This is a genomic window from Amycolatopsis sp. NPDC104819, from assembly GCF_055583145.1.
This window is the reverse complement of the sequence record NZ_JBVJON010000004.1, coordinates 140,458-152,775: the sequence shown is the minus strand read 5'-3', so window position 1 is coordinate 152,775 and position 12,318 is coordinate 140,458. Positions and strand designations below refer to the sequence as shown.

Genomic DNA, 12,318 nt, shown 5'->3' with positions numbered 1-12,318 from the left:
GTGCCCTGGGGGAGGAGGGGGGGTTAACCCACCCCAAGGACGCTCCCCGTAGGCCCGGGATACCCCAGGGAGACCCCTGGTGTTTGGGGGGTGTTGGGGGGGGGGAAACCCCCCCAAAACCCCCACGACGGGTCAGTCCTCTTCGTGGCCTTCGCGCTCGGCCCGGCGGCCCGCGAGGCCACCGCGCTCGGCCGCTTCCGACTCGGTCTCGCCCTCGCGCAGGCCCAGCGCCCAGGCCCGGGACGGCGCCCGGAACAGCAGCACCAGGATGGCGACACCGAACAGCGCGACCGGCACGCCCCAGAGCGGCTGGCCGGACGGCCCGAGCAGGTACCAGCCGAGCCCGATCAGGATCAGCGCGATCACGACCCCCGGCGAACGCGCGGCCGTGTGGCCCAGCACGAGCCCGGCCGACGCGGCCAGGAACGCCAGCGCCACCACGATGTAGGTGCCGGCGAGGACGAAGACGTTGTTGCCCGGCAGCGTCGGCGTGCCCAGGCCGTCCACCAGCACCACCACCCCGAACACCAGCAGGGCGAGCGACGGCACCGCGGTGACCACGCCGGCCAGCCGGACCTCACGGGGAGCGGGCGAGAGCTTCACTGCGGCGGCCTTCCGGGGTCCTTTGCGGGAGCACAGTGGACCCGACCAGGGCGAGTCACCGTGCGTGAGCCATTTTGATCGTATGCCACCCGGTCGGCCGTTTTCCCGGGACCGCCCGGGCGCTGAGAATTCAGGTGTCGTCGATGAGCGGGCGGTCGCCCGGGTGCACTTGTCACGACGAGCGGGGACACTCGCACGTGAAGGAGGACCGCCGGGCACAGGGTCGCGAAGGTGCTGTTCCCAGGGTTGCGCCCGTCACCATGCGGCGCCGGAAGGTTCTCGGGCCGCCGGAAGTCACCTACCCTGCGGTAGTGCGCGCAATCCTCGTCGTGAACCCCCAGGCCACCTCGACCACCGCCGGTGGCCGGGACGTCCTGGCGCACGCGCTCGCCAGCCAGGTCAAGCTCGACGTCGTCGAGACGGACTACCGCGGGCACGCCATGGCGGTCGCTCGCTCGGCCGCGCGCGACGGGATCGACCTGGTCGTGGCCCACGGCGGCGACGGCACGGTCAACGAGGTCGTCAACGGCCTCCTGGCCGACGCCGATGGCGATCCCACCCAGATCGGCCGCGTCCCCGCCCTGGGTGTCGTGCCCGGTGGCTCGGCCAATGTGTTCGCGCGCGCCCTCGGCATCTCCGCGGATCCCGTCGAGGCCACCCACCAGCTGCTCAACGCGCTGGAGAACGACCGCTCGCGCCGCGTCGGGCTCGGCCTGGCCGACGGGCACTGGTTCACCTTCAACTCCGGCCTCGGCTGGGACGCCGACGTCGTCGGCCGCGTCGCCAAGCGCCGGGGCAAGCAGACGACCGCCGGCCTCTACATGCGGGCCGCCGTCCGCTCCTACTTCCGGCCGCCGCTGGGCCGGCCGGCCCTCACGATCCGCGTCCCGGGTGAGGAACCCGCCGAGGCGCTGACCGCTTTCGTGTCGAACACCGATCCGTGGAGCTACCTGCGCGAGCGTCCGGTCCACCTCAACCCGGGTTGCTCGTTCGAGACGGGACTGGGTTTGTTCGCGTTGAACGGTCTGGGGTTGCCCACGGTGTTCAAGCATGTACGCCGTGCTTTGGCTACGAAGAGCAACCAAAAGGGCAAACGTCTCGTGCGTCACGACGACCTGCCGATGATCCGCATCGACGCAGCTGAACCGGTAAACTTCCAGGTGGACGGCGACCTCGTCGGCCAGCGGACCAGGGTGGAGTTCTTCAGCGTCCCCGACGCACTCACAGTGATCGTGTGACGACGGGACCGCTGATCGCCTGCGGCAAAGTGCAAGCTGCCGTTCGTCGACGCAGAAGCTCCACTCACCGCATCAGCCTTCCCTTCGAGCGGCTGTTTCGGAGAGAAACCGCAGGTCAGAGGGGTCGCTCGGCCGGGTGACCTGACTCACCGATCTTCAAGAAACCCTTGTCGAACGCGGTGCTTCGTGAAAGCATTCACAAGCACCCGGAAACATGACCGCCATAAAACGACTGTGGCGCGGCCCTCCCGCGCCATATGAAGGAGCTCACGAACATGGACTGGCGCCACGACGCGGCCTGCCGAGACGAGGACCCCGAGCTGTTCTTCCCGGTGGGAACCAGCGGTCCTGCTCTGTCGCAGGTAGCTCAGGCGAAGGCCGTGTGCCACCGCTGCACCGTCGCTTCCGACTGCTTGGCCTGGGCTCTGGCCAGCGGCCAGGACGCGGGCGTGTGGGGCGGCATGAGCGAGGACGAGCGACGCGCGCTCAAGCGCCGCCGTACGCACATCGGCACGCGTACCAACGCCTGATAGTTCCACTCGAAGCACCAGCTTTACCCCGAACCACGCAGGACCCCAGCGTTCAGGGAATCACCCGGCGGGCATTGTTGTGCCCACGCCGTCTGGGGTGATACCTACCCGGTTCGAGCTTAACAACCGAGGTGAAACCACCTGGCAACGGGTGTGCTGAAACCTCACCAGGACTTCAAGTCCTCCCGCGAGACGTTGAACGGCCCGGCACACGAGCACCACGTGCCGGGCCTTCAACGTCTGTCCCTCCCGCGATCCGCACCCGATCACGTCCACCGCACCGGAAATGCCCGGCGGCGCGTGAGTCCAAACGCGACTGTCTAAAGGCGACGCGAAAGGGGGATGCGCAGCGCGGCCTCGGTTCCGGACACCCGGGTCGACGACTCCTCGGCGCGCACCTTCCGCAGCGACAGCGAGCCGCGCAGCTCCGACTCCACGAGCGTCCGCACGATCTGCAGGCCCAGGCCGTCCGACCGCTCCAGCGAGAACCCGGACGGCAGGCCGCGGCCGTTGTCGCGGATGACGACGTCCAGCCAGCGCGCCGAGCGCTCCACGATCAGCTCGACCTTGCCCGAGCGGCCCGCCGGGAAGGCGTGCTCGATGGCGTTCTGCACCAGCTCGGCCAGCACCATCACCAGCGGGGTCGCGATCTCCGCGACGACCACCCCGAACGAGCCCTTCCGCGACAGCCCGACCTGCGACTCCGCGGTGGCGACCTCGCCGACCATCGGCAGCACGTTGTCGAGCAGCTTGTCGAGGTCGACCCGCTCGTCCACCGAGATGGACAGCGCCTCGTGCACCAGCGCGATCGACGTCACCCGGCGCACCGACTCGGCGAGCGCGAGCCGCGCCTCCTCCGACGACGTCCGCCGGGACTGCAGGCGCAGCAGCGCCGCCACCGTCTGCAGGTTGTTCTTCACCCGGTGGTGGATCTCCCGGATCGTCGCGTCCTTCGACAGCAGCGCGCGGTCGCGGCGTTTGACCTCGGTGACGTCGCGGACCAGCACCAGCGCGCCGGCCGCCTGCCCCGCCGGCCGCAGCGGCAGCGCGCGGAACAGCACCACCGCGCCACGGCGTGAATCGGCTTCGGTGCGGCTCGACGGCTTCCCGTCGAGGGCCTCGATGATCCGGTGGGACACCTCCGTCGCGTCGAACGGGTCGCGGATCAGCGACCGCGTCAACGGCGCCAGGCGCGTCCCGACCAGGTCGGACTCGTGCCCCATCCGGTGGTAGGCGGACAGGCCGTTCGGGCTGGCGAACACGACCGTGCCGCTCGAGTCGAGCCGGATCAGCCCGTCCCCCACCCGCGGCGAGGTGTGCGTGTCGGTCGCGTTGGAGCCGCTCGGCGGGAACGTGCCGTCGACGATCATCTGGCACAGGTCGCCGGCGCTGCCCAGGTACGCGATCTCCAGCGGCGAGGGCACCCGCGGCGCGGCCAGGTTCGTCTCGCGGCTCATCACGGCGACGACGTCGTCGTGGAAGCGCACCGGGATCGCTTCGCGCCGCATCGGCAGGTCGCGGTACCAGTGCGGGTCCTCCTCGCGGCAGATCCGCTCCTCACGCATGGCCTTGGCCAGCTGCGGGTGCTCCTCGACCGTGAACCGCGTGCCGACGACGTCCTCCGGGTGCGCGGTCGGCGCCGTGGTCGGCCGCGCGTGCGCGACGCAGACGAAGTCACCGCCGTCCGGCTGCAGCTCTTCGGTCACCGGGACCCAGAGCAGGAAGTCCGCGAAGGACAGGTCGGCCAGCAGCTGCCACTCGGCGACGACGGTCTGGAGGTGGTCCGCCGCCTCCCCGGGGAGGCCGGTGTTGTCGGCGAGCAGTTCGGCGAGCGTCGACACGGTTACTCGACCGTCCCGAGCACGTCGCCCTGCTGGACCCGGTCACCCTTCGCGACGGCGAGGCTGGTCAGCGTGCCCGCCTTCGCACTCACGGCAGGCAGCTCCATCTTCATCGACTCCAGGATCAGCACGGTGTCTCCGGCGTTCAGCGCGGCGCCCGGCTCGGCGACGACCTGGAGCACGGTGCCGACCATCTCGGCCCTGATCTCGGCCATCAACACCCTCCTCGCGCGCCACCGGACCAGCCCCATCCAACCAGAACGGGACGTCATGACACACTTGAGAGGTTGACCAGCTTTGACGACGAGGAGTGAACATGTCGAAGCGCGCTCGCAAGCGTCGCAGCCGGAAGAAGAACGCCGCGAACCACGGCGGCAAGCCCAACTCCTGAGCCGGCGCCGGCACGCAAAAAGGCCCCCACACTCCAGGTGCGGGGGCCTTTGTCGTGCTCGGGCGCTATTCGGAACGCTGCTCGAGGGTGATCTCGGTGCGTTCGACCGTCACGCCGCCGCGCGTGGCGACGGTCTGGCGGATCGACGCGCGCAGCCGGCTCTTCAGCTCGGCCGGGGCGTGGTCACCGCCGCACTTGCGGGCCAGGAGCTGCTTGATGTGCTCGTCGATGCCGTACTCCTCGAGGCACGGCGGGCAGTCCTCGATGTGGGCGCGCAGCGCGGCGTCACGCTCGGCGCTGCACTCCCGGTCGAGGAGCAGGTAGATGTCGGCGAGCGCCTCTTCGCAGCGGACCTTGTCGGACGCGCCTTCGCACATGTCGTTCATCGCCCGGCCACCTCTTCCTTGGCGCCACGGATGAACCCGCGCTCGGTCGCGACGTCGGCGAGCAGGTCGCGCAGCTGGGCGCGGCCGCGGTGCAGGCGGGACATCACGGTGCCGATGGGGGTGTCCATGATCTCGGCGATCTCCTTGTACGCGAAGCCCTCGACGTCGGCCAGGTAGACGGCCAGCCGGAACTCCTCGGGCAGCTTCTGCAGGGCGGCCTTGACGTCGGTGTCGGGCAGGTTGTCCATCGCCTCGACCTCGGCCGACCGCAGCCCGCTCGAGGTGTGGCTCTCCGCCTTGGCGATCTGCCAGTCGGTGATCTCCTCGGTGGGCTGCTGCACCGGCTGCCGCTGCCGCTTGCGGTAGCCGTTGATGTAGGTGTTGGTCAGGATGCGGTACATCCAGGCCTTCAGGTTCGTCCCGGCCTTGAACGACGCGAAGGCGGCGTACGCCTTCAGGTAGGTCTCCTGGACCAGGTCCTCGGCGTCGGCGGGGTTGCGGGTCATCCGCATCGCGGCCGAGTACAGCTGGTCGAGCAACGGCATGGCGTCCCGTTCGAAGCGCTCGGCGCGCTCCGCCTCGGTCGCTTCTTCCGGCGCTGAGTTCTGCGTGCTCGGCAAACCGTTCCCTTCCCGCTCGGCGTCGACGCGCGTGCGCGCATACGACGACGTCGAGTTTACGCGGGGGCCGGGCACACCGCGGTTCGCCGGTGCCTCGGGGCGGCGACGGCTGCGAGAGCGTGTGGTGGCAAGGGTGGTGGTCACGTCCCGTACAACCGATCGGGGGCAGTGGACATTCCCTAGACTTCCGTCCCATGGCTGGCAAGGGCACCCCGGCGACCGCGGCGTTGACCAAGCAGAAGGTGGCGCACACGCTGCACGCGTACGACCACGACCCGCGCGCGGAGTCGTTCGGCCTGGAGGCGGTGGAGGCCCTGGGCCTCGACCGCGCGAGGGTGTTCAAGACCCTGGTGGCCGAGGTCGACGGCCGCTTGACGGTGGGCGTGGTCCCGGTCACGGGCCAGCTGGACCTGAAGGCACTGGCGGCCGCGGCCGGGGGTAAGAGGGCCAAGATGGCCGACCCGGCGGCGGCGCAGCGGGCGACGGGGTACGTGCTGGGCGGGATCTCGCCGCTGGGCCACCGGAGCCGGCTGCCGGTGGTGGTCGACCAGTCGGCGGAGAAGTTCGAGACGGTGTTCTGTTCGGCCGGGCGGCGGGGGCTGGAGGTGGAGTTGGCACCGGGGGATTTGATTCGGCTGACTGGGGCTGTTGTGGCTCCGATCGCGGCTTGACCTGCGGTTTCACGCGAGCAGCGCACGCAGCCAGACGCCACGGTGCTGCTCGAGGTAGTCGGCACGGCGGCGCCAGTGCGTGCCGTGGCCCTCGTTCCAAAGCCGGAGCCAAGGCTCGGTCCCCGCGGCCGCCTGCGCGGCCAGGAAGTCGTGCATCGCGCGGGCACGCGGGCCCAGCAGGCTCGCCAGCTCACAGCGCTGGGCTTCGGCCAGGTCGTAGGCGTCGGCGAGCAGCCGCATCCGCCGGGCCGCTTCGGCCGGTGCCACCCCGCCGGTGAGCAGCGCGAAGTCGTTCGCCGGGTACGCGAGGTCCCACAGCCGGGTGCCGGGCGCCGCGGTGTCCCAGTCGATGAACGCCCAGCGGGGGCCGGCCACCAGGTTCCACGGCGCGAGGTCGTGGTGGGCGATGATCTCGGCGCCGTTCGCGGGGATGAGCACCTGCCACGACGCCCCCGGCGGCGGCACGAAGCCGGCGACCGCGTCGTGGAAGTCGCGGACCAGGCGGCCTACCGCGACCACCGCCGCATCCGGCTCCAGCAGGTCGATCCGGCCGGGCCACGGCACGTCCCCCGGGATGAACTCGAGCACCTCGCGGCCGCGCTCGTCCAAGCCCAGCGGCCGGGGCGCGCCGCCGAACCCGGCCGAGTGCAGGTGCTCGAGCAGGGCGTGCACCGATGGCGTCCACGGTCCGGCCGGCCGGCGCACAGTGGCGCCCACCCGGACCACCCCGGCGCTCACGTTTCCGCCGGTGAGCGGGATCTCCTCCACGACCGAAGCCTCAGCCGAGCGGGCGCAGCACCCGCGACAGCCACTCCGTCGCCGCCCGCGCCACCGTGTCCAGGTCCTTCGACAGGCTGTGGTCGCCGTCGACCAGGACGATCTCGTGGTGCGGGCCCGCCTTCGGACGGCCGAACGGGTCGCTCTCGCCCTGCAGGACCAGCACCGGGACCTCGACCGCGTCCAGCTCCGGCTGGCGCGTCTTCTCCGGGCGGCCCGGCGGGTGCTCGGGGAACGCCAGGCACAGCACCGCCACCGCCTGCCCGGCCGCCGCCGTCCGGCAGGCGACGCGGGCGCCCGAGGAGCGGCCGCCGAACACGAGCGGCAGGGAGTCGAAGCGCTCCGACAGCTCGTCCGCGATCGTCAGCCACGCCGTGTCCAGCTGGTTCGCCGGGGCCGGCGCGCGGCGGCCGGCCACCCGGTACGGCTGCTCGACCAACGCCACGTGCACGCCGGCGCCCTGCGCCGCGCGGGTCACCGCGACCAGGTCCGCCGCGCCGAGGCGGCCGCCCGCGCCGTGGCCGAGCATGAGCACCGCCGACCCTTCCTCGGCGCAGTGCAGGTAGACCCGGGCCGGGCCGTACGCGGTTTCGATCGCGAGGGCGGTCATGACTTCGGCACATCGAACAGCGCGCCCTCTTGTGCCGGGTCGACACGCTCCAGCAGCTCCGGGCCGTTGTTGCGGACGTTGTTCACCCGGCTCGAGATCGGCCGCAGCTCCAGCGACGACACGATGTTCTCGGGTGTCGGCACCAGCAGGTCCTTGACGTCTTCGCGGTCCGGGTCCAGCCAGCCGTCCCAGTGCGCCTTCGGCACGATCAGCGGCATCCGGTGGTGGACGTCGGTGAGCTGCCCGGCGGAGTCGGTCGTGATGATCGAGAAGGTGATCAGCGGCGCCGCGTCCTTGTCGTCCTTCGGGTGCCAGCTCTCCCAGATCCCGCCGAACGCGATCGAGGAGCCGTCCGGCTCCGTCATGTAGAACGGCTCCTTCTCCTTGCCGGTGCGGCGCCACTCGAACCAGCCGTCGGCGGGCACCAGGCAGCGTCGCGACACGAGCGCGCGGCGGAAGGCGGGCTTCTCGGCGGCCGTCTCGGCCCGCGTGTTGATCATCCGCGAGCCGACCGACGGGTCCTTGGCCCAGAACGGCACCAGGCCCCACTTCATCATCCGCAGCGAGCGCTCGGCGGGCTCGTCGGAGAGCACCTGGCCCTCGTCGTCACGCGGGTGCCGCTGGACGACCGTGACCACGGTCTTCGTCGGCGCGACGTTGTGGTCGGCGCGCGCGTGGCCTTCGGTGAGGTCGATCGCGTCGAACTCCTCGATCAGCTTCGCCGGGTCCTTCGTGGCGGCGTAGCGGCCGCACATGACCAACCTCCTCGCGTACCGGAACAGCCGGGACGCCATCGTTACACGCAGGCCAGGGCCGTGGCGAGCGGCGTGGGATCATTCGGGTGGGCACCGGTGCACGAGAGGACGACGGGTTTGGCGCGCAACGACTGGAGCAAGCTGGACGAGTCCGACGTCCGCGTGCGCCCCGGCAAGGGCACCCGGCCTCGCAGCAAGCGCCGTCCCGAGCACGCCGACGCCGTCAACGCCATGGTCATCGGCAAGGACCGCGGCCGCTGGACCTGCGCGGTCAACGCCGACCCCGGACGGGTGATCACCGCCATGCGGGCCCGCGAGATGGGCCGGACGCCGGTCGTGGTCGGTGACCGCGTCGGGATCGTCGGTGACGTCTCCGGCAAGCCGGACACGCTCGCGCGCATCATCCGCGTCGACGAGCGAAGCAGCTCCCTCCTGCGCACGGCCGATGACACCGACCCGTACGAACGGCTGGTCGTCGCCAACGCCGAGCGCCTCCTGATCGTCACCGCGCTCGCCGACCCGCCGCCACGCACCGGATTCATCGACCGCTGCATCGTCGCCTGCTACGCGGGCGGCGTCGAGCCGGTGCTGTGCCTGACGAAAGCCGACCTGGCCAGCCCGGACGAGCTCCTCGCGGGCTACGCGGGTCTCGACATCCCGGCGATCGTGACCCGCTACGACGAAGAGCCCGAAGGCCTCTCGGAGATGCTGAAGGACCGCGTGACGGCGCTGGTCGGGCACTCCGGCGTCGGCAAGTCCACGCTGGTCAACCGCCTGGTGCCGGACGCCGAGCTGGCCACCGGCGTGGTGAGCGCGGTCGGCAAGGGGCGGCACACGTCCGTCGCCGCGGTGGCGCTGCCGCTCCCGGACGGCGGCTGGGTCATCGACACGCCCGGCGTCCGGTCGTTCGGGCTCGCGCACGTGACCGCGGACGACATCGTCGACGCCTTCGAAGAGTTCGCCGCGGCCGCCGAGGAGTGCCCGTCGGGCTGCGGGCACCTCGGGCCGCCCGAGGACCCGGACTGCGCGCTCGACGACGTCGTCACCGACGGCACGGCGCTGCCCGAGCGGCTCGCCTCGTTGCGGCGCCTGCTGGCCTCGCGGGGTGGCCACGAAGTGACTCGCGCCACGGATTCCTGAGGCAACGCGGAACCCGATGCGGATCGTCACCGTCACATCGGTAACCATTCGCCCGTTCGGGCGATATGCCGAGCGGAAGATCCAATCCTGAGGGGATTTTGATGCGTAAGACCACCCTGGTCGCCGCCAGCGCCGTCGCGCTGGCGCTGACGCTGTCGGCGTGCTCCGGCAACTCCGCCACCGGTACGGCCCAGCCGGCCGCGGGCCAGTCCCAGCCCGACGGCGGCAGCGGCCTCGCCTCACCGTTCACCGACGCGATCCAGCTGGCGTCGGCGTCGAAGCAGGGCACCGAGAAGTCCAAGTCCGCGAAGTTCACGATGGAGGGCTCGGTCGCCGGCCAGACCCTCAGCGCGAACGGCGCGATGGCCATCGACGGCGCGAACACCAAGTTCTCGATGACCAGCACCGCCGCCGGTGAGACCACCGAGATGCGCATGGTGGACAAGGTCATGTACATCAAGCTGCCGGCCGAGCAGCAGAAGCAGATGGGCACCGACAAGACGTGGGCCAAGATCTCGGCCGACGGCACCGACCCGATCTCGCAGGCGATGGGGAGCGCGCTTTCGCAGTCGGCGGAGCAGAGCGACCCGAGCAAGATCCTGGACCAGGTCTCGAAGGCCGGCCGGATCATCTCGTCCGACCAGGCCGAGCTGAACGGCGAGCAGGTCAACCACTACAAGGTGGAGCTCGACGTCGCCAAGGCCGTCGACCAGTTCACCGGCCAGGTCCCGGCCGCGGCGCGCCAGAAGCTCACCGACATGCTCAAGGGCAAGGACCTCAAGATCCCGGCCGAGCTGTGGCTGGACAAGGACAACCTGCCGGTGCAGGTCACGATGGACCAGACCTCGATGATGCAGGCGCTGGGCATGCCCGGCGGCACCGAGTCGAAGTTCACGATGAAGTACAGCGACTGGGGCACCCAGGTCGACGTGGCGGCCCCGCCCGCCGAGCAGGTCGTCGACCTCGGTGAGCTGATGAAGAAGGCCGGCCGCTGAGCTAGCGACCGTGCGTAGCGGCGGCTCCCCCGAACGGGTTCGGGGGAGCCGCTGTGTTTTTGTTGTCCCCATGCGCAAAGCCGCCGTCGTGCTGGTGCTCGCCCTGCTGGCCGGCGCGTGCTCCGATCCGCCGCCGCCCCCGTCGTTCTCCGACGCCCGGGCGCTGGCCGACGCGGCCACGGCGGCGACCACGGCCGGCGGCTCGGCGAAGTTCGCCACCGACGTCGCCGTCGGCTCGGTGCGGTCGAAGGGCCAGGGCCAGGCGCGCTTCGGCGCCGGCGGGACGTCCCAGGTGATGACGACGGACTTCATCGGCGAGCCGATGGAGCTGCGGCTGGTCGGCGGGAAGCTGTACGCGAAGGTGCCGGAGGGCTCGCGCGACGAGGTCGGCGCCGGGAAGCCGTGGGTGGTGGTCGCCCAGGACGGCACGGACCCGTTCTCGCAGGTCCTCGGGGGCAGCCTCGCGCAGCTGGCGGCGCAGAACGACCCGGCGCACACGCTCGGCGAGATCCGCACGGCGGGCACGATCGTCTCGGCCGAGCGCACCGACCTCGGCGGCGTGGCGGCCGAGCACTACCGCGTCGACCTGGAGCTGGCCCGGCTGGGCAGCGACCTGCCCGCGGGCCTGTCGGCCGACGAAGCCGGGCGGCTCGGCGGCAAGTTCCCGGTGGAGCTCTGGCTCGACACCACGCACCGGCCGCTGCAGATCGTCCTCTCGCCGGCGCTGCAGGGCGGCGAAGCCCGCATCACGACGCGGTACAGCGACTGGGGCGCACCGGCCGACATCCAGCCGCCGCCCCCGGACGAAGTCGGCTAGTCACGTTTTCTCCCGCGGCCTCGTCCACGCCGCATGAGCAAACGAGTGATGGTGATCGGGGCGACGGGCGTGCTGGGCCGCCCCGCGGTGCGGCGGCTGCTGGCGGCAGGGCACGAGGTGAGCGGCCTCGCGCGGTCGGCCGACCGGGTCGCAGCGGTGGAAGCGACCGGCGCGAAGCCCGTGACCGGCGACCTGTTCGAGACGGCTTCGCTGGTCACGGCGTTGCGCGGGCACGACGCGGTGCTGAACCTGGCCACGCGGATTCCGTCGAAGCCGACCAGTCGGTCCGCCTGGGCCCTCAACGACCGCGTCCGGCTGGCCGGGAGCGCGGCGCTGGCCGCGGCGGTCCGCGAGGTCGAGGAGGTGCGCACGGTTGTCCAGGAGGGGATCACGTTCGTCTACGCCGACGGCGGCGACCGCCTGCTCACGGAAGACGCTCCCCTGCGCCCTCGCGGCGTGACGGCGTCTTCGGTGACGGCGCACGAGAACGTGGCGGCGTTGACGGACCGCACGGTGGTCCGGCTCCGGATCGGCACGCTGGTGGGCACGGACGCGCTGACGGCAACGCTCCTGACCGCGGCCCGGCGCGGGGCGCCGCTGATCATGGGCTCGCGGCAGGACTGGACAACGGCCATCCACCCATCCGACGCGGCGGCGGCAGCGGTGGCGGCTTTGGACGCGCCTTCCGGGGTTTACAACGTGGGGGCGCCGGCGGTGGTGAAGGGCGTGCTGGGTGAGGCGATGGCCGCGGCGGCCGGGGTCCGGAAGGCGCGGGCCGTGCCGAAGTGGCTCCTGTCGCGGGTCCCGATGGCCGAGCCGATGGCGCGGTCGCAGCGGGTGGATTCGACGAAGCTGACGGCGGCTACCGGGTGGACGTGTGAACGGCCGGTGCCGGGGCCGGAGTGGTTCACGGAGGACTGATGCACAAGTTGTCCACAGGTGCA

16 protein-coding genes are annotated in these 12,318 nt (G+C 71.3%); 8 read left to right on the top strand and 8 right to left on the bottom strand.

The window, feature by feature from the left end; all coding sequences use genetic code 11:
* Window positions 1-132: 132 nt before the first annotated feature.
* Window positions 133-603: a hypothetical protein gene (locus ACZ63E_RS13490; RefSeq protein WP_465336220.1), complete on the bottom strand. Its 471-nt coding sequence runs from the start codon at window positions 601-603 to the stop codon at window positions 133-135.
* 311 nt (window positions 604-914) lie between these two features.
* Here ACZ63E_RS13490 and ACZ63E_RS13485 point away from each other — a divergent pair, with 311 nt between their 5' ends.
* Complete coding sequence (locus ACZ63E_RS13485; RefSeq protein ID WP_465336219.1) at window positions 915-1,841, top strand: diacylglycerol/lipid kinase family protein; 927 nt, start codon at window positions 915-917, stop codon at window positions 1,839-1,841.
* Window positions 1,842-2,116: 275 nt separating this feature from the next.
* Entirely contained in the window at window positions 2,117-2,371 is a 255-nt protein-coding gene (locus ACZ63E_RS13480; RefSeq protein ID WP_072481920.1) for a WhiB family transcriptional regulator, read from the top strand.
* Between the two features lie 320 nt (window positions 2,372-2,691).
* Here ACZ63E_RS13480 and ACZ63E_RS13475 read toward each other — a convergent pair whose 3' ends face one another.
* Complete coding sequence (locus ACZ63E_RS13475; protein ID WP_465312865.1) at window positions 2,692-4,212, bottom strand: sensor histidine kinase; 1,521 nt, start codon at window positions 4,210-4,212, stop codon at window positions 2,692-2,694.
* 2 nt (window positions 4,213-4,214) lie between these two features.
* On the bottom strand, window positions 4,215-4,427 hold the full coding sequence (locus tag ACZ63E_RS13470) for a biotin/lipoyl-binding carrier protein (protein ID WP_465312866.1): 213 nt from the start codon (window positions 4,425-4,427) through the stop codon (window positions 4,215-4,217).
* Between the two features lie 101 nt (window positions 4,428-4,528).
* Between ACZ63E_RS13470 and ACZ63E_RS13465 the strand changes: the two genes are divergently transcribed.
* Complete coding sequence (locus ACZ63E_RS13465) at window positions 4,529-4,603, top strand: 50S ribosomal protein bL37 (RefSeq protein ID WP_370444718.1); 75 nt, start codon at window positions 4,529-4,531, stop codon at window positions 4,601-4,603.
* 65 nt (window positions 4,604-4,668) lie between these two features.
* On the opposite strand, the gene rsrA is transcribed toward ACZ63E_RS13465, so the two are convergent.
* Both rsrA and ACZ63E_RS13455 read right to left on the bottom strand, forming a co-directional pair.
* Window positions 4,669-4,989 (bottom strand): mycothiol system anti-sigma-R factor, encoded by a 321-nt coding sequence (gene rsrA, locus ACZ63E_RS13460; RefSeq protein WP_284744382.1) that lies wholly within the window; start codon window positions 4,987-4,989, stop codon window positions 4,669-4,671.
* Window positions 4,986-5,609: a sigma-70 family RNA polymerase sigma factor gene (locus ACZ63E_RS13455; protein WP_465312868.1), complete on the bottom strand. Its 624-nt coding sequence runs from the start codon at window positions 5,607-5,609 to the stop codon at window positions 4,986-4,988. The genes rsrA and ACZ63E_RS13455 overlap by 4 nt, the downstream gene beginning before the upstream one ends.
* Window positions 5,610-5,803: 194 nt before the next feature.
* Here ACZ63E_RS13455 and ybaK point away from each other — a divergent pair, with 194 nt between their 5' ends.
* On the top strand, window positions 5,804-6,280 hold the full coding sequence (gene ybaK, locus ACZ63E_RS13450) for a Cys-tRNA(Pro) deacylase (protein WP_465336218.1): 477 nt from the start codon (window positions 5,804-5,806) through the stop codon (window positions 6,278-6,280).
* Window positions 6,281-6,289: 9 nt separating this feature from the next.
* Here the strand turns inward: ybaK and ACZ63E_RS13445 are convergent, their stop codons facing one another.
* Genes ACZ63E_RS13445 through ACZ63E_RS13435 form a run of 3 tightly spaced genes read right to left on the bottom strand, consistent with a single transcriptional unit; the run spans window position 6,290 to window position 8,422 of the window.
* Window positions 6,290-7,048, bottom strand: coding sequence for a phosphotransferase (locus ACZ63E_RS13445; protein ID WP_465336217.1), 759 nt, complete (start codon window positions 7,046-7,048; stop codon window positions 6,290-6,292).
* Window positions 7,049-7,058: 10 nt separating this feature from the next.
* Window positions 7,059-7,667, bottom strand: a complete 609-nt coding sequence (locus tag ACZ63E_RS13440) for an alpha/beta hydrolase family protein (protein WP_465336216.1) — start codon at window positions 7,665-7,667, stop codon at window positions 7,059-7,061.
* Window positions 7,664-8,422, bottom strand: coding sequence for an SOS response-associated peptidase (locus ACZ63E_RS13435; protein ID WP_465336215.1), 759 nt, complete (start codon window positions 8,420-8,422; stop codon window positions 7,664-7,666). Before ACZ63E_RS13435 ends, ACZ63E_RS13440 begins: the two co-directional genes overlap by 4 nt.
* A gap of 117 nt (window positions 8,423-8,539) precedes the next feature.
* On the opposite strand from ACZ63E_RS13435, the gene rsgA reads away from it, so the two are divergent.
* From rsgA to ACZ63E_RS13415, 4 genes are all read left to right on the top strand, one after another.
* Window positions 8,540-9,562, top strand: coding sequence for a ribosome small subunit-dependent GTPase A (gene rsgA / locus ACZ63E_RS13430; protein WP_465336711.1), 1,023 nt, complete (start codon window positions 8,540-8,542; stop codon window positions 9,560-9,562).
* 101 nt (window positions 9,563-9,663) lie between these two features.
* Window positions 9,664-10,557 carry an SCO4651 family lipoprotein gene (locus ACZ63E_RS13425; protein WP_465336214.1) on the top strand — a complete coding sequence of 298 codons (894 nt, stop codon included), beginning with the start codon at window positions 9,664-9,666 and terminating at the stop codon, window positions 10,555-10,557.
* Window positions 10,558-10,627: 70 nt separating this feature from the next.
* Window positions 10,628-11,374, top strand: coding sequence for an SCO4651 family lipoprotein (locus ACZ63E_RS13420; protein ID WP_465336213.1), 747 nt, complete (start codon window positions 10,628-10,630; stop codon window positions 11,372-11,374).
* Between the two features lie 33 nt (window positions 11,375-11,407).
* Window positions 11,408-12,295 carry an NAD-dependent epimerase/dehydratase family protein gene (locus ACZ63E_RS13415; RefSeq protein ID WP_465336212.1) on the top strand — a complete coding sequence of 296 codons (888 nt, stop codon included), beginning with the start codon at window positions 11,408-11,410 and terminating at the stop codon, window positions 12,293-12,295.
* The last annotated feature ends 23 nt before the right edge of the window (window positions 12,296-12,318 follow it).